We start from the raw sequence: 20,153 nt of genomic DNA, 5'->3' as shown, positions 1-20,153 counted from the left end.
GGATGGATGGCATCCCGATAATCGATTGTTCGGATTGTTTGGCCCTCCCTATTATCGATTCCAGAAGCGGCAGGAGCGCCGGTTCTCAAAAGACCTTTCAAGACAAAAATAACAAGTCAGAGGTTGGTATTGATGAAACGGGAACGTATGAGCAGCGTCCGGCCGCCTTGCCATTGGGCCACTCTCGCCGCGGCGCTTGCCGCAGTGGGCTGGGTCCATCACGCGGGTGCATTTGAAATCGACACCGGCGATTCAGACGTGCGTCTGCGTTGGGACAACACCCTCAAGTACAACGCTGCCTGGCGCGTCAAAGACCGGGACAGCAAGCTTGTCAGCACGGTCAACCAGGACGACAGCGACCGTAACTTCAACAAAGGCCTGATCTCCAACCGGCTGAATATCCTGTCCGAATTTGATGCGCGCTATAACAACTTCGGCGCCCGCGTCAGTGCGGCCGGCTGGTATGACAGCGTGTATGAAGGCAGCAACGACAACGATTCCCCGGCCACCGCCAATCAGCGCTCAGTCAGCTACGACCACTTCACGGACGACACCCGCAAGCTGCACGGCAGCGACGCCGAGATCCTCGATGCGTTTGTCTTCGGCAAGGGCAACCTCGGCGAACTGCCCACCAGTTTCCGCCTGGGCCGGCACACCGTGCTGTGGGGCGAAAGCCTGTTCTTCGGGGCCAACGGCATTGCGGGCGGGCAAGCACCGGTGGACATCATCAAGGCCACCTCTGTACCCAATACGCCGTTCAAGGAATTGATTCGCCCGGTCAACCAATTCTCCGGGCAGGTCCAGTTGCGGCCGAATGTCTCGGTGGCGGCGTACTACCAGTTTGCGTGGGAAGAGAACCGCATCCCCGCCGTGGGCAGTTATTTTTCCACCTCGGATGTGGTGGGCGAGGGCGGTGAGCGCTTGATTGTGGGTGGCCCGATCGGCCCCAACCAACAACCGTTGGCGTTCTTCCACGGCAAGGACATCAAGGCCGATGACAAGGGCCAGTACGGTCTGTCGCTGCGGTTTTCGCCTGAAGACTGGAACACCGATTTTGGCCTCTATGCAATCCGCTACCACGCCAAAGACCCGATGGTTTACACCCGCGCCAATCCCGGCGGGCCCAACCCGTTGACCGGTCAACTGGGCGAATACCAACTGGTGTACGCCGAAGGGATTCGCGCTTTTGGCGCCAGCTTCAGCACCTCGGTGGGCGATGCCAACGTTGCCGGTGAAGTCTCGGTACGGCGCAATACGCCGCTGGTGAGCGTGTCCCAGGCCAACCCGACGGGCTTGGGAGACAACGACAGCCATGCCCTGTATGCCGTGGGCAACTCGCTGCACGCCCAGCTCTCCAGCCTCTACTCGTTCAACAGCAACGGCATTTGGGACTCCGCCAGCCTGGCGGGTGAAGTGGCCTGGCACCGGCGCACCAGCATCACCAAAAACGCTGCCGCGCTCGACCCCAACAGCGAGCGCGATGCCTGGGGCGTGCGCATGAGCTTCACCCCCAACTTCTTCCAGGTGTACCCCGGCGTCGACCTGAGTGTGCCGCTCGGCCTGGGCTACAACCCGAAAGGGCGCTCGTCGGTGATCAGCAAATTCAACAACGGCGTGGGCGACAAAGGCGGTGATGTGAGCATCGGCCTGCAGCTTGAGTACCTGCAAACCTGGAAGGCCGGCCTCAACTACACGCACTACATCGGCGGCAGCGACAACTTCCTCGATAGCCGTAACGCCAACACCTATGGGCAACCGCTCAAGGACCGCGACTTTATCGCCTTTACCGTCCAGCGATCATTTTGACCGTGGCTGCATAACAACAATAAACAGAGGTGTGTTTCATGAAACTCCAACCGTTGATGCTCGCGGGTCTGTTGGTGGCCGTCGCGCCCTCAGGCTGGGCTGCAACCGACGCCCAGGCCCAGCAACTCAAGTCCACGCTCACCCCGTTGGGTGCCGAGCGCGCCGGCAATGCCGATGGCAGTATTCCCGCGTGGGACAAGGGTTTTACCCAGGTGCCGGCTGGCGTCAACCCGGGCCCGCGCCTGCCGGACTACTTTGCCAGTGACAAACCGCTGTACTCGGTCACCCCGCAAAACGTCGCGCAGTACGCCGACAAACTCAGCGACGGGCAAAAAGCGCTGTTCGCCAAATACCCGACCTACCGCATCGACGTGTACCCGAGCCGGCGCACCGCCGCCGCGCCGCAATGGGTCTACGACAACACCCTGAAAAACGCCACGGCCGCGCACCTCACTCATGAGGGCAACACCCTGGAAGGCGCCAGTGGCGGCATTCCGTTCCCTGTCCCGACCACCGGCGCCGAAGTGATCTGGAACCATCACCTGAGCTGGCGCGGCGTGGCCTGGAAGAACGACTACAACGTGTACGTGATCACCGCCAGCGGCCAGCGCATTCTGTCAGCCACGGTACAGGCGCAGCGCGAGATGCCGTATTACTTCCAGGACGGTAAACCCGAATACAAAGGGGTGTACTGGATGACCCGCCTGGTCAACCTCGGCCCGCCGCAACGGGCCGGTGAAGCCTTGCTGGGCCGTGAGCCGCTGGATTACGCCAACGGCGGCCCGCAATCCTGGGTCTACCTGGCCGGCCAGCGCCGTGTGCGCAAACTGCCGGTGTCGTCTTACGACACGCCCACGCCCACCAGTTCCGGTGTGGCCAACTTTGACGAGGTCTCGGTATTCACCGGACCGCTCGACCGCTATGACTGGAAGATCGTCGGCAAGCAGGAAATGCTGATTCCCTACAACAGCAACAAGATCCTGCAACCGGCCAAGGACGACGCGATCCTCGGCGAACGTTTCCTCAACCCCGACCACATGCGCTGGGAACTGCATCGCGTGTGGGTGATTGAAGGCAACCTGGTCGCCGGCAAACGCCACAGCATGCCCAAGCGCCGCTTCTACGTAGACGAAGACACCTGGATGGCCGTACTCGGCGACAGCTGGGACGCCAATCACCAATTGTGGCGCACCTACTTTCAATTGCCGTACCTGATGCCGCAATTGCCCGGGCTGGTGCGCGGTTTATACGGCCAATACGACCTGCAGACCGGTGCCTGGATGGCCCACAACGTGGTCACCGAAAAACGCGTGCACAACGATGTGGTCGCGCCGTTCCCCGACAGTGATTTCAGCCCGGACGGCCTGGCGGCCGATGGTGTGCGTTGATGCGCGGGCAACCCGTATGGCTGGCGCTGGGCGTGCTGGGCATTTGCCTGGCAGCCGCTGCTGCCGAGGCGCCCGTCAGTGATGTCCTGCAGCGCCCGGCGTTGCAGGTGGCGGCGCCCACCCAGGCAGTGCTTATCGATATCGCCCAGGCAGGAGCACGCCTGGTGGCCGTCGGTGAGCAGGGCTTGATCGTGCTTTCGGACGACGGCGGCCAACACTGGCGCCAGGCCCCGGTGCCCACCAGCGCAAGCCTGACCTCGGTCAGCTTTGCCACGGCCGCGCAAGGCTGGGCAGTGGGGCATGCCGGCGTGGTCCTGCACACCGTCGACGGTGGCGAAAGCTGGCAGCTCCAACTGGACGGCAACGCCGCCGCCCAACGCGTACTCGATGTCGTGCGTGCGGCCCCGGACGCCTCCGCACGGCAACTCAAGGCGGCCCAGGGGTTTGTCGCAGACGGTGCCGACAAACCCTGGCTGGCCGTGCATTTCAGCAACGAACGGCAAGGCACTGTGGTGGGTGCTTTCGGCCTGATCCTGCATACCGAAGACGGTGGCGTGAGCTGGCAGTCCTGGGTCGACCGCCTGGACAACCCGGCGGGCAATCACCTGTACGCGATCGCTGTTCAAGGCCTACGGATTTTCGTCGCGGGAGAACAGGGCGCGTTGTGGACATCCGCAGACGGTGGCGCGCATTTCACGCGGTTGCCCAGCCCGTACGACGGCAGCTTTTTTACCCTGAACCTGGCAGCCGATGGCTCGGTCCTGGTGGCGGGATTGCGCGGGAACGTCTGGCGCAGTAGCGATCAGGGCCAGCAATGGCAGGCCGTGAATAACCCGTTCAACAGCAGCGTGGTCGCAGCGCGTTCAACCCGCGCCGGTGTGATGCTCGCTGACCAGAGTGGCCACCTTTTACTCAGCGCCGAGGGCGATGCTTTACGCGAGCAAGGGCTGCCGGCCGTTGGCGCGGTGGCTTCCCTCAGTCAGGCGGGCGACGGCCAGTGGGTCGTGGTGGGCGCGCGCGGCATCAAACGATTGGAACAGGTGAACGGGCAATGACGCATCTTCGTAATCCGCTCGACCTGCAGCGAGGCCCTGAGCACAGTCTCCAGGACTTCGACCGCCATTCCGGCTCGCTGATTGAGCGGGCGCTGTTCAACCATCGCAGCCTCGTGCTGTGGCTGTGCCTGCTGTTGACCCTGGGCCTCGGCGCCGCCAGCACCCGCCTTGGGCTCAACGCCAGCTTTGAAAAAATGATCCCCACGGGGCATCCCTACATTGCCAATTACCTGGCCAACCAAAAGGAACTCACCGGGTTGGGCAACGCGGTTCGCATCGCCGTCGAGGCGCCCGGCACCACCATTTACGACGCGCACTACCTGGAATTGCTGGCCCGTCTTAACGACAAAGTATTTTTGCTGCCGGGTGTCGACCGGCCTTTCATGAAATCCCTGTGGACCCCCAACATGCGCTGGATGGCGGTGACCGAGGAGGGCGTGGAAGGCGGCCGGGTGATCCCCGATGACTACGACGGTTCGGCCAGCAGCCTGGAAACGGTGCGCCGCAATGCCACGCGCTCCGGTGAGATCGGCCAGACCATCGCCCTGGACGGCCGCTCCAGCCTGATCTTCGTGCCCTTGATGGACGTCGACGCGCAAACCGGTAAAGCCCTCGACTACAGCGCGTTGTCCCAACAGCTGGAGCAACTGCGCAGCGAGTTCCAGGCTCAGGGCCTGACGATTCACATCACCGGTTTCATCAAGGTGGTGGGCGACCTGATCGATGGGTTGCGCCAGGTGCTGCTGTTTTTCGCGGCGGCGATTCTGATCGCCACGTTGATGCTCTACGCATTCACCCGCTGCCTGCGCAGCACCTTGCTGGTGATGGCCTGCTCGTTGATTGCGGTGGTCTGGCAACTGGGCCTGGTGGCGTTGCTGGGGTTCGAACTTGACCCCTATTCGGTGCTTGTACCGTTCCTGGTGTTGGCCATCGGCATGAGCCATGGCGCACAGAAAATGAACGGCATCATGCAAGACATCGGGCGCGGCATGCACCGGCAAGTGGCGGCGCGCTTCACCTTTCGGCGGTTGTTTCTCGCCGGCCTTACCGCCTTGCTGTGTGACGCGGTGGGGTTTGGCGTGTTGATGCTGATCGACATCAAGGTCATCCAGGACCTGGCATTGATCGCCAGCATGGGTGTCGCGGTGCTGGTGTTCACCAACCTGATCCTGCTGCCGATTCTCCTCAGCTACTGGGGTGTCAGTGCACGGGCCGCCGCGCGCAGCCTGCGCAGTGAAGAGGCTGACCGGCACGGGCGCAAGCATCCGTTGTGGGCGTTCCTCGACCGGTTTACCCAGCGCCGTTGGGCCACCGGCACGCTGATGATCAGCGCATTGCTGGCCGGCGGCGGCTGGTGGGTCAGCCAGCAGCTGCAAGTCGGCGATCTCGACGCCGGCGCCCCGGAGCTGCGGGCCGACTCGCGCTATAACCGCGACAACGGGTTTATGGTCGCCCACTACGGCGCCAGCAGCGACGTGTTCGCGGTGATCGTGCGTACACCTGACGGCGCCTGCTCCGACTACACCACCTTGATGCGCGTGGATGCCCTGGAGTGGCGCTTGCGCCAACTGCCGGGCGTGGAGTCCACGGCGTCGCTGGCCAGCCTCAACCGCAGCCTGTTGGTGGGCATGAGCGAAGGCAACCCGAAGTGGTACGACCTGACCCGGAACCAGGCGTTGCTCAACTCCATCACCGGGCGGGCACCGCGTGAGCTGTTCAACCAGAGTTGCAACACCCTCACGCTCTACGCCTACTTGCGTGACCACAAAGCCGTGACGTTGACGCGGCTGGTGAATGAAGTCGAGGCCTTCGCCCAGGCCAATGACACCGCCGACGTGAAGTTCCTGCTGGCGGCCGGCAATGCGGGCATCGAAGCCGCGACCAATATCGTGGTCAAGCAGGCCAATCACGACATGTTGTACTGGGTCTACGGCGCGGTGATCGTGCTGTGCCTGCTGACCTTCCGCTCCCTTGCCGCGGTGGTCTGCGTGATCCTGCCGCTGATGCTCACCTCGATCCTGTGCGAGGTGCTGATGGTGTGGCTGGGCATCGGCGTCAAGGTTGCGACCTTGCCGGTGATCGCCTTGGGCGTCGGCATCGGCGTGGACTACGCGCTGTACGTCATGAGCATTTTGCTGGCGCGGCGCAAGGCAGGTGACAGCCTGTCCCAAGCCTATTACCAGGCGCTGCTGTTCACTGGCAAAGTGGTGATGCTGACGGGGGTAACCCTGGCAGTCGGCGTCGCCACCTGGGGTTTTTCACCGATCAAGTTCCAGGCAGACATGGGCATTCTGCTGGCTTTCATGTTCCTGTTGAACATGCTCGGTGCACTGGTGTTGCTGCCGGCCCTGGCGCATTTCCTGCTGCCTGATGCACGTTTTGAACACCCGATAACAACAATAGGAAACCCCGCATGAACCCGTCCTCGCAAGCTGCCCCCGCGCCTCGCCCGCGCGGATCAGGCCCGTTGTTGTTGCTCGGCAGTTGCCTGCCGATTCTCGGTGGGGTGTTGATTGCCCCGGTGTTGCCACGCATCGCCGAACACTTTTCCGGCACAGCCAACGTCGGGCTGATCGTGCCCATCGTGCTGACGTTGCCGGCGCTGATGATCGCGTTGTTTTCGCCGTTCGCCGGCTGGCTCTCCGACCGCATCGGGCGCAAGCGCCTGCTGGTGTTGGCGATGCTGCTGTATGGCATCTGCGGGCCGCTGCCGCTGGTGCTGGATAACCTCGACGCGATCCTGCTCAGCCGCGCCGGCCTGGGCCTGGCGGAGGCGGCGATCATGACCTGCTGCACCGCGCTGATCGGCGACTACTTCGACGGCCGCGACCGAGTGCAATTGCTCTCGTGGCAAACCATCGTCACCTCACTGTCGGCCACCGCGTTTTTCATGCTGGGCGGAATCATCGGCGAGCACGGTTGGCGCCTGCCGTTTGCGGTGTACATCGTGGGCCTGCTGCTTGCGCCGTTGATGCACCTGGCGTTGCGCGAATCGTTGCGGGGCGCCAGCGCGGCCGTTGAGGTGGCGCGGAGCACAGGTTTTCCCTGGCGCTCACTGTCGGTGATTTGCGGCATGACCGTGCTGGCGTCCCTGGGCTTTTTCATTGTTCCGGTACAAACCGGTTTCCTGCTGGAACACATCGGCATTGATTCGCCGCAGCGCATTGGCATGGCCATCGGCCTGGGCCATTCGGCGGTGTTTGTCGGTGCCCTGTGCTTCCGGCGCCTGAGCCGGTTCGGCCCGGGCTTGCTGCTGGCGCTGGCGTTTGTGGTGTCCGGCATCGGCATTTTGCTGCTGGCCAACGCCGTCGACTACCGCACGGCGGTCATCGCCGTGATGGTCAACGGCCTGGGCGGCGGGCTGGCGTTGCCCACGGTCCTCAGTTGGGCACTTTCCACCCTGAGCTTCGAACACCGCGGCAAAGGTACCGGCCTGTTCAACGCGGGTTTTTCGGCGGCCAGTTTGCCAGCCCGTTATTGGTCATGGCGTTGTCCGGTGTGTCCGATGGGCGTGTAGGCGCGGTGGCCATGGTCGGCTGGGGATTGCTGCTGGCGGCCCTGTTTTCGCTGATCGCACCGTGGCTGGCCGGCGTGCGGCTGCTTGATCCGATTCAAGTGTCGGACGACATGGTCCTGCATTAACCGTTTTATTCCCTGAGGAATGCTCGATGAAACTCGCTACGTTGAAAAACGGCCATCGCGACGGCCAACTGGTGGTGGTCTCCCGGGACCTGCGCCACGCGGTCATCGCTCCGCCCTTTGCGACCTTGCAACAGGCGCTGGAGAATTGGGCCGAGGCCGAACCGGTGCTGAGCCGGCACTACCAGTTGCTTAACCTGGGGCAAGCGCCCGACTCGTTTGCGTTTGACCCTACACACGCCGCAGCGCCATTGCCCCGGGCTTATCAGTGGTGCGACGGTTCCGCGTTTCTCAACCACGCGCACCTGCTGCAAAAAGCCTTCAGCCTGCCGCCCATGGCCGACGAGCGCATTCCGTTGATGTACCAGGGCGCCAGCGACGACTTCCTCGGGCCTTGCGACGATGTGCCTTTGCCGGACGTGAATCACGGAATCGATTTCGAGGGCGAATTCGCCGTGATCGTCGATGAGGTGCCGATGGGCTGCCCCGCCGATGAGGCGTTGCAGTACGTGCGGCTGGTGCTGTTGGTCAACGACGTCAGCCTGCGGGGCTTCCTGCTGCATGAAGTCAGCACCGGCTTCGGGTTTTTCCAGGCCAAGCCCTCGTCGAGTTTTTCGCCGGTGGCCGTCACTCCGCAAGCGCTTGGCGCTGCCTGGCACAACGGGCGAGTGTGCCTGCCCCTGAGCGTCACCTGGAACCAGGGCTGGTTTGGCGCGCCCCATGGCGCCGAGATGAGCTTCAGCTTCGCTGACCTGATCGCCCACGCCGCACGCACCCGGCGCTTGCGTGCCGGCACCATCATCGGCTCCGGCACCGTGTCCAACGTCGACCGCGCGGTGGGTTCGGCGTGTATTTCGGAACGCCGGGCCATCGAGATGATTGACCACGGGCAGCCGCTGACCGGGTTCATGCAGTTTGGCGATCGCATTCGCATCGAGGCACTGGACAACGAGGGAGAGTCGGTATTCGGCGCCATCGACCAGCGCCTGGTGGATTCCACCTTACTGACTCAAGAGGCGCTTTCATGACTGAACGCAAACGTCGTCTGGTGGACCTGTCGGTCACCCTTGAAAACAACCCCTACACCGACCCGCCACCGCTGCTGCCGAAGATCGAGTACGTCGACCACCAGGGCGGTATCCAGGAGCTACTCGCGATGTTTCCGGGCCTGTGTATCGACGACATGCCCGGCCAGGAAGCCTGGGCAGCCGAGCGCCTGAACATCACCACCCACAGCGGCACGCACATGGATGCGCCGTGGCATTACGCCTCGACCACCGATGGCGGCAAGCCGGCCTATGGCATTGATGAAATCCCGCTGGACTGGTGCCTGCGCCCGGGCGTGAAGCTCGATTTTCGCCACCTGCCGGACGGGCATGTGGTCAGCGCTGCACAAATCGAGGCTGAGTTGCAGCGTATCGGCCATGTGTTGCAGCCGCTGGACATCGTGCTGGTGAATACCCGTGCGGGAGCCTTGTTCGGCCAGCCGGGCTACCTGGACGCAGGCGTGGGGATCGGCCGCGAGGGCACCTTGTATTTGCTGGAGCGCGGGGTGCGCGTGGTGGGCACCGATGCCTGGAGTTGGGACGCACCGTTCAGCCATACCCGGGCGCGGTTTGCGGCCAGCGGTGACAGCTCGATCATCTGGGAAGGGCACAAGGCGGGACGGGATATCGGCTATGGGCAGATGGAAAAGCTGGCCAACCTGGACGCTTTGCCGGCCCACGGTTTTGAAGTGTCGTGTTTCCCCTACAAGATCAAACACGCCTCTGCCGGTTTTGTCCGGGCGGTAGCGATTTTCGAGGAAACCCTTTGATCGGCGGCCTCCTAGTGAGGCCGCACGGTTTCAGTTTTAGCCCTGTGCGTTCAAATACGCTTCAGCCGACACCACGCTCGCATAAGCAAACCCCAGCGACGACATGAACGCAGCATGCACCTGGGCTGCCGGTATGGTGGTGCCGTTGAATTCCAGGTCCCGCGTGGCGCAGGCATCGTGGATCACGGTCACTGTGTAGCCCAGGTCCGCCGCTGCACGCACCACGCCGTCGATGCACATGTGGCTCATGCTGCCGACCACGACCAACTCGGTGATGCTGCGTTGTTCCAGCAACGCCCGCAGGTTGGTGTCGCGGAACGCATTGACGAAATGCTTGAGCACCACCGGCTCGTCCGCCTGGTTCAGAACCTTGGGGTGCAAATGCGCACCTTCCGAACCCGGGGTGAAGAAGGGCGCATCGTCCGAGGTGAATTCGTGGCGTACATGAATCACCGCATCGCCCGCCTGGCGGAACGCCTGGAGCACTTGCTGCGCCTTGTCTGCTGCTGCGTCCACACCGTCAAGCGGCCACTTGCCCTGGGGGAAGTAGTCGTTCTGGATATCGATTAGGATGAGCGCTTGCTTGGCCATGTTTGGTTTCCTTGTGATGGTTGATGCGTCCAGTATCGTGGCTGGCGTGGCGCCTGGGGATTGGCCGCACCGACAATAACAGAGGGAAAACTGACAATGGCGATCGTCGAACTTGGCGTGCTGATCTACAGCGGCGCGCAAATGGCCGCCGTGCATGGCTTGACCGACCTGTTCGCTGTCGCCAACCGGATCGCGGCCGAGCATCAGTCCGCGCAATTGCCGTCGTTGCGCATCAGCCATTGGCAGGCCGAGGCAGGCCATGCGCCGACCCGGGTGTTCGACAGCCAGCCCGGCAGCGGCCAAGCGCTCACGGCCTTGCTGATTCCGCCCTCGATCGCGGGGTTTTCCGAAGGCCAGGCCTCCGCCGAATTGCTGTATTGGCTACGCCAGCAGCACCGCAGCGGGACCATTCTGGGCGGAGTGTGCGTGGGCTCGATCCTGATGGCGGAAAGTGGCCTGCTGGACGGGCGCAGCGCCACCACGCACTGGACGTCGGCCAAGTCTTTCGCCGCCCGTTACCCGGCGATTCGCCTGGAAGCCGACAAACCCATTGTCGACGACGGCGACCTGATCACCACCGCCGGGCTGATGGCCTGGTCCGAACTCGGCCTGCGCCTGGTTGACCGCCTGCTCGGCCCGAGCATCGCCGCCAGCACCGCGCGCTTCCTGGTGATCGAGCACAGCGACAGCGCCAGTGAGTGCGGCAGTAACTTTGCGCCGATCCTCGCCCATGGCGACGCTGCGATTCTCAAGGTGCAACATTGGCTGCAGGCCGGCGGTGCGGTGGATGTTTCGTTGGCGGCCATGGCTCAGGAGGCGGGACTTGAGGAGCGCACCTTCCTGCGGCGGTTTCGCGCCGCCACCGGTTTGAAACCCACTGAATACTGCCAGCACCTGCGGGTCGGCAAGGCACGGCAGATGCTCGAGTTCACCAACGGCACCATTGATCACATCGCCTGGACCGTGGGCTATCAGGACCCGGGCGCCTTCCGCGCCACCTTCAAGAAAATCACCGGGCTGGCGCCAAGCGACTACCGAAGCCGTTTTGGTGTGACACCGACCAAGACCCAGGGCTGAATCGTGCAGAACGCCGCGACATCAGGAGCCCTTCGTGCAGAATAAAACAGGCCAAGTGCCATCGCTTTTTCCTCAATCGTTTGATTACCCTCGGGTTTAACCAGGCGCCGCCTTGGCTTGATCCCTGCAACCGTTTCCCTACACACATGGCAGCACAGCCAAGGGGGACGCATGACCCCGACAAATCGCAAGAAAATCGTGGTGGCGCATTCAATCCGACCGGACGCGCCGTTGCACGAAGTCGAAACCAACCGCGCCCTGGCCCGCTGGCTGGCGCACATCCTCGGGCTCAAATACGGCGGCAGCTATAACCCAGAGCTGCACAGTGGGCGCGATCTCTATCTGTTACCTACCCAGACCCTGGTCGGCGCGGCCCAGGCGCGGCAGTTGGGCGTCAAAGGCCCCGAGGACTTGTGGGGCGGTTATGTCGACCACGACTTCATTTGCACCAAGGCCATCAGCCACGGCTTGCTGAGTAAAGAGGCGGTGGCGCCTGAAGGCTGGTCGCCGCTGTTTGCCGAGCGCATCCGCAATGTGGTGCTGGATGGCTTGAGCGTGCACGCCCTGGAAGACGCGCGGCCGGCGGCGACCCATTTGCTGTACACCGGGCCGATCCGCCTCAAGCCCGTGCATGCGTGTGCCGGTCGCGGACAGGAAGTGATCCGCAGCCTCGATGAATTCGACGCCATTCTCGCGCGGCCCGAGGCGGCGCAACTGTTCGGCGAGGGCGTGGTGCTGGAGCAGGACCTGCACGATGTGGTCACCCACAGTGTCGGCCAGAGCTTTATCGGCGATCACGTCATCAGCTACTGCGGTGATCAATACCTGACCCGGGACGGGCAGGGCGAAGAGGTCTATGGTGGTTCTAACCTGCTGGTGGTCCAGGGCTACTACGAAGACCTGCTCAGGCTGGACTTGCCCGATGACGTGCGCCTGGCGATCGAACAGGCCCAAGCCTTCGATAACGCGGCAGATGAGGCCTACCCCGGGTTCTATGCCTCGCGGCGCAATTACGACATCGCCCAGGGCCTGGACAGCGACGGCCAGCGCCGCAGCGGCGTGCTGGAGCAATCCTGGCGCATGGGCGGGGCCAGCAGCGCGGAAGTCGCGGCGCTGCAAAGCTTCGTCAACAATCCCGGGCTGAAGGCGATTCATGTGTCGTCGGTAGAGACCTACGTCGACCAGCCACTGCCGGCTGACGCGATCGAGGTGTACCGGGGCCCGGCGGAAAACAGCGACTTTCTTCTCAAGTACGTAACGGTCAAATCTTATGACGGCTAGAAGTGAAACCATTGCCATTGATATCGACGACGAACAGATGAGCGGGACCTTCCTCAGTCCCAAATCGAAAGTGCCGGGGGTGTTGTTTGTGCACGGCTGGGGCGGGAGCCAGGAACGTGATCTGGAACGCGCCAAAGGGATCGCCGGGCTCGGCTGCGTGTGCCTGACCTTCGACCTGCGCGGCCATGCCGGTAACGGTATTCCGCTGTCCCGCGTCACCCGCGAAGACAACCTGCGCGACCTGCTGGCCGCCTACGACCGCCTGCTGTCACACCCGGCCATCGACACCTCGGCGGTGGCCGTGGTCGGTACCAGCTACGGCGGTTACCTGGCGGCCATCCTTACCTCGTTGAGGCCCGTGCGCTGGTTGGCGCTGCGGGTGCCGGCACTGTACCGCGACCAGGAATGGCTCAAGCCCAAACGCGACCTTGATAAAGCCGACCTGATGGATTATCGCGGGACGTTTGTGCACGCCGAAACCAATCGCGCGTTGCATGCCTGCGCAGCGTTTACCGGCGATGTGCTGATCGTTGAATCCGAAACCGATGATCACGTGCCCCACGCCACCATCATGAGTTACCGCGCCGCCTGCCAGCAGACGCACTCGCTGACCCACCGGATCATCGATGGTGCCGATCACTCCCTGAGTGACCCGATCTCCCAGCAGGCCTACACCTCGATCCTGGTGGACTGGATTACCGAGATGGTGGTGGGCGAGCGCTTGAGCATCATCCAGTCGTAGGCGTCTTCTTCACGCGCAACGCCTTGGCCTTGGCTTCCACCGCGAGGTACATCACCAGGGCCACCAGCAGCGGCAGGATGAAGTAGATCGCGCGGTAGGCGATCAATCCCGCGAGCAAACTGCCGCGGGAGGCTTCGTGTTGCAGCAGGGCGATAAACACCGCCTCCAGCACCCCAAGCCCCGCCGGGATGTGTGTAACCACTCCGGCGATGCTGCTGATCAGCAACACCCCGAGCACCACCGGGTAATCCAGTTGCTTCGGCAGCAGGGTAAAAATCACTGCGGCCATCAGCGACCAGTTCAGCGCACCGAGTGCCAGTTGCAGCACGGCCATGCGCAACGAAGGCAGGCTGATTTCGATCCCGCGCACCGACCACGCGCGCTTTTTCGACAGGCGACACGCCAGCAGATAACCCAGGCTCGCCAGTACCAGCAGCACGCCCACCCCTTGCAGCGCGCCACTGCTGAGCTTCCACCCCGGCGGCAATGTCACCAGCCCGCTGCTGAACACCGCGCCGGCAATCGCCATGTAGCCGAACCAATTGGTGGCCAGGCTCAAGCCGAGGATCTTCGCGATATTCCCGCTGCTGACCCCCAGCCGTGAATACAGGCGGTAGCGCATGGCAATGCCACCGACCCAGGCACTCAGGTTGAGGTTGAAGGCATAGCTGATGATGCCCACCGGCAAGATCTGCTTCCAGCGCAAGGGTTGGCGGATGTAGGTGCGGCCGATCAGGTCGAAGCACGAGTACACCAGGAAACTGCACAGGGTCAGCGCGCCTGCAATGAGCAAGGTGCGCAGCTTGAAGTCGCCCAGGGTGTCGAACACTTCGCTCCAGTCGATACGCCGGGCGAGCAGGGTGAACAACACAATCAGCACCAGGAAAAACACCACCGTCAGCGGCTTTTTCCAGCGCTTTAAAAAGCCGGGGTGGGCCCTTTGTTCAGCGGTGCGGGCTTGGGTCATGGTCCGGGCGCTCCTGGTGAACGAAGGGTTTCAACCTCGGTTTATGGGCCGGCAACCAGCCGGTCCACGAGGGAAAATGCCGCAGCACGTGGAACACCACAAAACCCACCGTCACCCGCCAGAACCAGCCGCGGGGCGTGCGGTTTTCCGGCATGGTCTTGCAGTGGTTTTGACTGAGGTATTCCAGGCGTTCGAATAACTGCTGATTGAACCCGCGATCACTGATCAGCACATTGGCCTCAAGGTTCAGCGCCAGGCTCAGCGGGTCGAGATTGCTCGAACCCACGGTGCTCCATTCTTCATCCACCAAGGCAACCTTGCCGTGCAGCGGGCGTTGGCAATATTCGTGGATCACCACGCCTTCCTTGAGCAAATAGTCATAGAGCATGCGCGCCGCGAGCTTGGCCAGCAGCACATCCGGCTGGCCCTGCATGATCAGTTGCACCTGCACACCGCGCCGCGCTGCATTGCGAATCTCCCGCAGCAGGCGATAGCCGGGGAAGAAGTAGGCGTTGGCAATCACCACCCGCCGCTGGGCTTTGCGCAGGGCGTGCAGGTAGGCTTCTTCGATGTCGGAACGGTGTTGCAGGTTGTCGCGGTAAATCAGCCGCACCCGGCCATCACCTTCGCCCGCCGCCCAGGGCGATGGCTGTTGTTCGCGCCGCCAGCCTCGCCGCTTGCGCACGCGCCGGCCACTTTGTGCGAGGGCGAAATGATGCAGGTCGGCCACCGCCGGGCCTTGCACCTGCACGGCATAATCCTGCTTGGCTTCGGGGCCGAAATCTCCCAGGTGATCGGCCGAAAAATTGATCCCGCCGATAAACGCCACGCTGGCATCCACCACCACAATCTTGCGGTGCAGGCGGCGAAACCAGTTGGTGCGAAAACCCAGGGTTTTGCTCGCCGGGTCGAACATCTGCACGGTCACGCCGGCCTGGCTCAGCTCACCGAGAAACCCCGGGCTCAGCTCGCCGCAACCAAATCCGTCGAGGCTGGCGACCACCTTTACGCCGCGCTGCGCCGCCTCGATCAAAATGCGCTGAAGCTCATGGCCGACCTTGTCTTCAAACAGAATAAAAGTCTCCAGCAAGATCTCCCGTTGGGCCTGGCGCATGGCCTCGAACACCTTGGGGAAATAGGCCTCGCCGTTCTCCAGCAGCTCAACCTGGTTGCCGCTTTGCCAGCTGTAATTCAGGTCCCGGGCCGCCGCATCGTCGGGCGGTTGATCGGTCGCGACGTGTTCCACCGCCACCTTCTCCAGCGGCGCGCTGTTCATAACTCGATCTCCACCGACAACGGCGCGTGGTCCGACAAATGCGACCACGGACGGCTGGTCAGGACTTGCGGCTGATGCACCTTGAGGTTGCGCACGTAGATGCGGTCCAGGGGCAGCAACGGCAGGCGCGCCGGGAAGGTGCGGGCCGGCTTGCCCTGGGTTTCGATAAACACTTCGCGCAGCCCGCAGTGGGCAAGATCGGCCCGCTGGCGCCAGTCATTGAAGTCACCGGCGACAATCACCGGCGCGTCGGCCGGAATCTCGGCGATCCGCTGGGCAATCAATCGCAGTTGCTGTTGGCGATGCACCTCCCGCAGCCCCAGGTGCACGCAGATCGCATGCACCTCCTGCACGTTGCCCGGCAGGCGCAGCACGCAATGCAGCAGCCCGCGGCTTTCGTGGCCGCTTTGGGAAATGTCGAGGTTGTCGTAGCGGATGATCTGGAATTTCGACAGCAACGCATTGCCGTGATCGCCATGGGGATACACCGCATTGCGACCGTAGGCGTATTGCGGCCAGATACTGTCGGCGAGGAACTCGTACTGCGGCATGCTCGGCCAATTGCTGTAGCGCTTGGGATGGCGCTCGTGGGTGCCGTGGATTTCCTGGAGGAACACCACGTCGGCGGCCACGCTGCGAATAGCCTCCCGCAGCTCGGGCAGGATGAAGCGCCGGTTGAGCGCGGTGAAGCCCTTGTGGGTGTTGACCGTCAGCACCCTGAAGCGGGTGATGGCTTCGATGGGTGTGGTCGGCATCAGCTCCGGGTGGGTCATGGTTGCTCCCGTCGGTTGGGTGTCGAGTGACCTCCGTTTTTGGATGACTGTGGAATTTGGCAGAAAGTTTCGGCGCCCTTACAGACGGCACACAGCAAAATGTGGGAGCGGGCTTGCTCGCGAAGGCGGTGGATCAGTTGACATCTCTGTTGACTGACACACTGCCTTCGCGAGCAAGCCCGCTCCCACATTGGGTTCTTTATCGTTGCTGGATCAGTGCCCGCCAACCACGCGGCTCGAGCTCTCGGCATACACCGGCCCCAACCGGTCGAGACGCCCGCTCCAGGCCGTCAGCGCCAGGGCCACCAACACCACCGAGCCACCAATCCACGCGGTGTGGATCAAGCCCATGTGGGCGACGATCAAGCCGCCGGCCCACGCGCCACCGGCGATGCCGACATTGAACGCTGCGATGTTCAAACCCGAGGCCACGTCCACCGCGTTCGGCGTGTGGTGTTCCGCCTGGCGCACCACGTACACCTGCAAGCCCGGCACGTTGCCGAAGGCGACCGCGCCCCACACCAGCACAGTGGCCAGGGCCAGCCATGGGTTGCCGGCCGTCAGCGTCAGCATGAACAACACGGCGGCGAGCAGGGCGAAGATGATTTTCAGGGCGCTGATCGGGCCGCGTTTGTCGGCCAGTTTGCCGCCCCAGATGTTACCGATGGCCACCGAGATGCCGTACACCAGCAGCACCAGGCTGACGGTGCCGGCGCTGAAACCGGAGAGGTCCTGAAGGATCGGCGCCAGGTAGGTGAACGCGATGAACGAGCCGCCGTAACCAACCGCTGTCATGGCGTACACCAACAGCAGCCGTGGTTGTTTCAGCACTTGCAGTTGCTGCAACAGCGACGCCGGCTTGCTGTGGGCGATGTTGTTCGGCACATAGAGCAGGCTGCCGATAAACGCGATCAAGCCCAGGGCCGAGACGGCGAGGAAGGTTTCGCGCCAGCCGAAGTGCTGGCCGATAAACGTCCCCAGCGGCACACCGGTCACCAATGCCACTGTCAGGCCGGTAAACATGATGGCAATCGCGCTGGCGGCTTTTTCCTTGGGCACCAGGCTGGTGGCGATGGTGGAACCAATCGAGAAAAACACCCCGTGGGCCAGGCCGGTGACGATCCGCGCCAGCACCAGGGATTCATAACTCGGCGCCTGCCAGGCCAGCAGGTTGCCGAGGGTGAACAGCACCATCAGCGACAACAGCAGCAGTTTACGTGGCACTTTGCCGGTCAGGGCGGTGAGCACCGGCGCGCCGATGGCCACGCCCAGGGCGTAGAGGCTGACCAGCAGGCCGGCGGACGGCAGGCTGACGCCAAGATCGGCGCCGATGGTGGGTAACAGGCCAACGATGACGAACTCGGTCGTCCCGATGGCAAAAGCGCTGAGGGTCAGCGCGAGCAAGGCAATGGGCATGGCTGCAACTCCGGTGGGTTTCAATCAGGAGCGCAGTCTCGGTGGTTGGCTTGTGCGGAAAAAGACAGGTATTGGCATTTGATATTTGCCTGGCACGCACGGATCCACGCGCCGGGGGAACGATCGGGCGCCAAACCCGTCAGTTCCTTACAGACCCTTCTGAAGGAGCCCGGTGTTTTGTTGAATTTAAAGACTGTGCTACTGCTCGCCGCGCTGCTGTTTTGCGGCAATGGCGCGCTGCAAGCGGCGGCCACCACCCCCGCGGCTCCGGCGCCTGCCGCCCCGGCCAAGCCGGAACTGTTGGTGGAAGGCGGCCTCCTCGGCGCCATCAGTTCCAGCATCGATGATGTGCAGGAAAAACTCGACCTCAACCAGAACCTTATCGACGCCTGGCGCCTGCGGGCCGACCGGGCGGCGGACGAGGTAGACAAGCTGGTCAACCAGCCGTCCGAACGTTCCTCATGGAGCGTGGCCGGGGATTTCCTGTTGTTGTCCGGGGTGTGGATCGGCGCCTTCGCTGCGTTGACGCTGCTCGGGCGGTTTATCGTCAGACGCCTGAGCCGGCAGCGGCATATCGCAACGCGCCAGCGCCTTCAGGCGTTGCTGGGTTACCTGATTCCCTACACCGTCCCGGCCTTGATCTGCCTGCCATTGACGCTTTACGTCAGCCACTTCCTGCCCACTTCCGTGGGGCGTGCGCTGGCGCTGTGTTTTGCCTACGCCACCAGCAGTGGTATTTTTTCCACCTCGATGCTGCTGTGCGTCATCGTCATGTTCAACGTCGGCCACAAGCGCCCGGCCGTGCAGATCATTCGTGACTACTGCCCCAAGCCGCTGTTCCTGATCGGCTTCCTCGCCGCCCTCAGCGACGCATTGACCAGCCCGCAGATCGCCCGCCAACTGGGGGGCAATATCACCGCCAGCGTCGCGATCTTCACCGGGCTGTTTGCCTCGGTGATTTTCGGCATGCTGGTGATTCGCCTGCGTCGCCCGGTGGCGCATTTGATCCGCAACCGGCCACTCGCCCAACGCTTGAAACACCCGGCGGTGCAGCAATCCCTGCGGGTGTTTTCCGGCCTGTGGTATTGGCCGATTTTGCTGATGGTGCTGGTCTCGGCGATCAACCTGATCGGTGCCGGCGACGACAGCCAGAAAGCCCTGCGCTGTGCGCTGTTCACCACGATTTTGCTGATCGGCACCGTATTCCTTAGCACCGTGTTGCAGCACCTGTTCCAGTCTCGCAGCACGGTGGCGGTGCAGCGCAGCAGCGCCTACAAGGAGCGGTTTCTCAGCCTGCTGCATGCGCTGTTGCGCATCGTCATGGCCATCGCCTTTATCGAAATCCTCGGGCGTATCTGGGGCGTCTCGCTGTTTGAGTTTGCCCAGCGCAACTCCGTGGGCCGGGCCATCAGCGACTCCCTGAGCAGCATTGGTTTGATCCTGTTGGTGACCTGGTTGTTCTGGGTGGTGCTCGACACGGCGATCCAGGAAGCGTTGAAACCGCCGGTCAACAAACGCTCCAGCCGCCAGCCGAGCACGCGGGTAAAAACCATCCTGCCGCTGCTGCGCAATGCGGTGAAAATCATCCTGGTGGTGATCTGCGCGATCACCACCATGGCGAATCTGGGGATCAACGTTGCACCGCTGCTGGCGGGTGCCGGGGTGGTCGGCCTGGCGATTGGTTTTGGCTCCCAGCAACTGGTGCAGGACGTGATCACCGGGCTGTTCATCATCATCGAAGACACCCTGTCGATTGGTGACTGGGTGGTGCTCGACTCCGGCCACGCCGGCACGGTCGAGGGCCTGACCATCCGTACCCTGCGCCTGCGGGATGGCAAGGGGTTTGTGCATTCGGTGCCATTCGGCCAGATCAAGGCCGTTACCAACCAGTCGCGGCAATTCGCCTATGCGTTCTTCTCGGTGCAGTTCACCTACGACACCGATGTCGACAAGGCGGTGGAGTTGATCCGCGAAGCGGGGCAGTCGATTCGCGATGACGTGTTCCTCAAGTACAACCTGCAAGGGCCGCTGGAGGTGTTTGGCGTCGACAGGATGGACCTCAACGGTGTGGTGCTGACGGCGCAGTTCCGGACGGTGTCGGGCGGGCAATATGCGGTGAGTCGCGCGTTTAACCAGCGGTTGAAAAAGCTTGTGGATAACTGCGCGTTTGTTCACTTCGCGCAAACTTATCCACAGCAGGTGATGCTGCCGCAGCGGGTGGGGCAGCAGGTGGATGAGCCGGAGGACGAGGTGCCTTCGTCGGTGGTGCTGACGGAGCAGCCGCGCACCCAATAGTTTTTATGGTGGCAGTACTGGCCTCATCGCA

The 20,153-nt window shown here is 62.9% G+C and carries 17 protein-coding genes; 12 read left to right on the top strand and 5 right to left on the bottom strand.

Translation table 11 applies throughout. From position 1 onward, the window contains the following. Positions 1-132 precede the first annotated feature (132 nt). The 8 genes from JFV30_RS25605 to JFV30_RS25575 are packed head-to-tail and all read left to right on the top strand — an operon-like array spanning position 133 to position 9,704. Positions 133-1,806 carry a DUF1302 domain-containing protein gene (locus JFV30_RS25605; protein ID WP_242487117.1) on the top strand — a complete coding sequence of 558 codons (1,674 nt, stop codon included), beginning with the start codon at positions 133-135 and terminating at the stop codon, positions 1,804-1,806. 38 nt (positions 1,807-1,844) lie between these two features. Further along, a complete protein-coding gene (locus JFV30_RS25600) occupies positions 1,845-3,194 on the top strand; it encodes a DUF1329 domain-containing protein (protein WP_169386438.1) in 1,350 nt (449 codons plus the stop codon). Next, entirely contained in the window at positions 3,194-4,249 is a 1,056-nt protein-coding gene (locus tag JFV30_RS25595) for a WD40/YVTN/BNR-like repeat-containing protein (RefSeq protein WP_201125487.1), read from the top strand. Before JFV30_RS25600 ends, JFV30_RS25595 begins: the two co-directional genes overlap by 1 nt. After that, positions 4,246-6,666, top strand: coding sequence for an efflux RND transporter permease subunit (locus tag JFV30_RS25590; RefSeq protein ID WP_201125486.1), 2,421 nt, complete (start codon positions 4,246-4,248; stop codon positions 6,664-6,666). Before JFV30_RS25595 ends, JFV30_RS25590 begins: the two co-directional genes overlap by 4 nt. Continuing rightward, entirely contained in the window at positions 6,663-7,766 is a 1,104-nt protein-coding gene (locus tag JFV30_RS25585; RefSeq protein WP_242487116.1) for an MFS transporter, read from the top strand. The genes JFV30_RS25590 and JFV30_RS25585 overlap by 4 nt, the downstream gene beginning before the upstream one ends. Continuing rightward, complete coding sequence (locus JFV30_RS33315) at positions 7,748-7,891, top strand: hypothetical protein (RefSeq protein ID WP_242487115.1); 144 nt, start codon at positions 7,748-7,750, stop codon at positions 7,889-7,891. Before JFV30_RS25585 ends, JFV30_RS33315 begins: the two co-directional genes overlap by 19 nt. Positions 7,892-7,917: 26 nt before the next feature. Further along, positions 7,918-8,916: a fumarylacetoacetate hydrolase family protein gene (locus JFV30_RS25580; protein ID WP_201125485.1), complete on the top strand. Its 999-nt coding sequence runs from the start codon at positions 7,918-7,920 to the stop codon at positions 8,914-8,916. Beyond that, positions 8,913-9,704 carry a cyclase family protein gene (locus JFV30_RS25575; protein ID WP_177132414.1) on the top strand — a complete coding sequence of 264 codons (792 nt, stop codon included), beginning with the start codon at positions 8,913-8,915 and terminating at the stop codon, positions 9,702-9,704. Before JFV30_RS25580 ends, JFV30_RS25575 begins: the two co-directional genes overlap by 4 nt. A gap of 36 nt (positions 9,705-9,740) precedes the next feature. Here the strand turns inward: JFV30_RS25575 and JFV30_RS25570 are convergent, their stop codons facing one another. Continuing rightward, a complete protein-coding gene (locus tag JFV30_RS25570; RefSeq protein ID WP_201125484.1) occupies positions 9,741-10,295 on the bottom strand; it encodes a cysteine hydrolase family protein in 555 nt (184 codons plus the stop codon). Positions 10,296-10,391: 96 nt separating this feature from the next. On the opposite strand from JFV30_RS25570, the gene JFV30_RS25565 reads away from it, so the two are divergent. From JFV30_RS25565 to JFV30_RS25555, 3 genes are all read left to right on the top strand, one after another. Beyond that, complete coding sequence (locus JFV30_RS25565; RefSeq protein ID WP_201125483.1) at positions 10,392-11,372, top strand: GlxA family transcriptional regulator; 981 nt, start codon at positions 10,392-10,394, stop codon at positions 11,370-11,372. Positions 11,373-11,543: 171 nt separating this feature from the next. After that, the gene (locus JFV30_RS25560) at positions 11,544-12,653 is read left to right on the top strand and encodes a DUF3182 family protein (RefSeq protein WP_201125482.1); all 1,110 of its coding nucleotides are present in this window, start codon (positions 11,544-11,546) and stop codon (positions 12,651-12,653) included. Further along, positions 12,643-13,395, top strand: a complete 753-nt coding sequence (locus tag JFV30_RS25555) for an alpha/beta hydrolase family protein (RefSeq protein WP_169386431.1) — start codon at positions 12,643-12,645, stop codon at positions 13,393-13,395. The genes JFV30_RS25560 and JFV30_RS25555 overlap by 11 nt, the downstream gene beginning before the upstream one ends. Here the strand turns inward: JFV30_RS25555 and JFV30_RS25550 are convergent. The 4 genes from JFV30_RS25550 to JFV30_RS25535 form a co-directional block, all read right to left on the bottom strand. Further along, on the bottom strand, positions 13,382-14,362 hold the full coding sequence (locus JFV30_RS25550; RefSeq protein WP_201125481.1) for a lysylphosphatidylglycerol synthase domain-containing protein: 981 nt from the start codon (positions 14,360-14,362) through the stop codon (positions 13,382-13,384). The genes JFV30_RS25555 and JFV30_RS25550 overlap by 14 nt on opposite strands. Further along, complete coding sequence (gene clsB, locus JFV30_RS25545; protein WP_201125480.1) at positions 14,340-15,638, bottom strand: cardiolipin synthase ClsB; 1,299 nt, start codon at positions 15,636-15,638, stop codon at positions 14,340-14,342. Before clsB ends, JFV30_RS25550 begins: the two co-directional genes overlap by 23 nt. After that, positions 15,635-16,411 (bottom strand): endonuclease/exonuclease/phosphatase family protein, encoded by a 777-nt coding sequence (locus JFV30_RS25540; protein ID WP_169386428.1) that lies wholly within the window; start codon positions 16,409-16,411, stop codon positions 15,635-15,637. Before JFV30_RS25540 ends, clsB begins: the two co-directional genes overlap by 4 nt. A 213-nt stretch (positions 16,412-16,624) precedes the next feature. Next, positions 16,625-17,827 (bottom strand): MFS transporter, encoded by a 1,203-nt coding sequence (locus JFV30_RS25535; protein WP_201125479.1) that lies wholly within the window; start codon positions 17,825-17,827, stop codon positions 16,625-16,627. A 177-nt stretch (positions 17,828-18,004) separates the two neighbouring features. Here JFV30_RS25535 and JFV30_RS25530 point away from each other — a divergent pair, with 177 nt between their 5' ends. Beyond that, a complete protein-coding gene (locus tag JFV30_RS25530; RefSeq protein WP_201125478.1) occupies positions 18,005-20,122 on the top strand; it encodes a mechanosensitive ion channel family protein in 2,118 nt (705 codons plus the stop codon). The last annotated feature ends 31 nt before the right edge of the window (positions 20,123-20,153 follow it).

The organism is Pseudomonas sp. TH32 (assembly GCF_016650855.1).
Taxonomy (GTDB): domain Bacteria; phylum Pseudomonadota; class Gammaproteobacteria; order Pseudomonadales; family Pseudomonadaceae; genus Aquipseudomonas.
The sequence above is the reverse complement of the archived record's forward strand: the minus strand, read 5'-3'. Positions and strand labels throughout refer to the sequence as shown.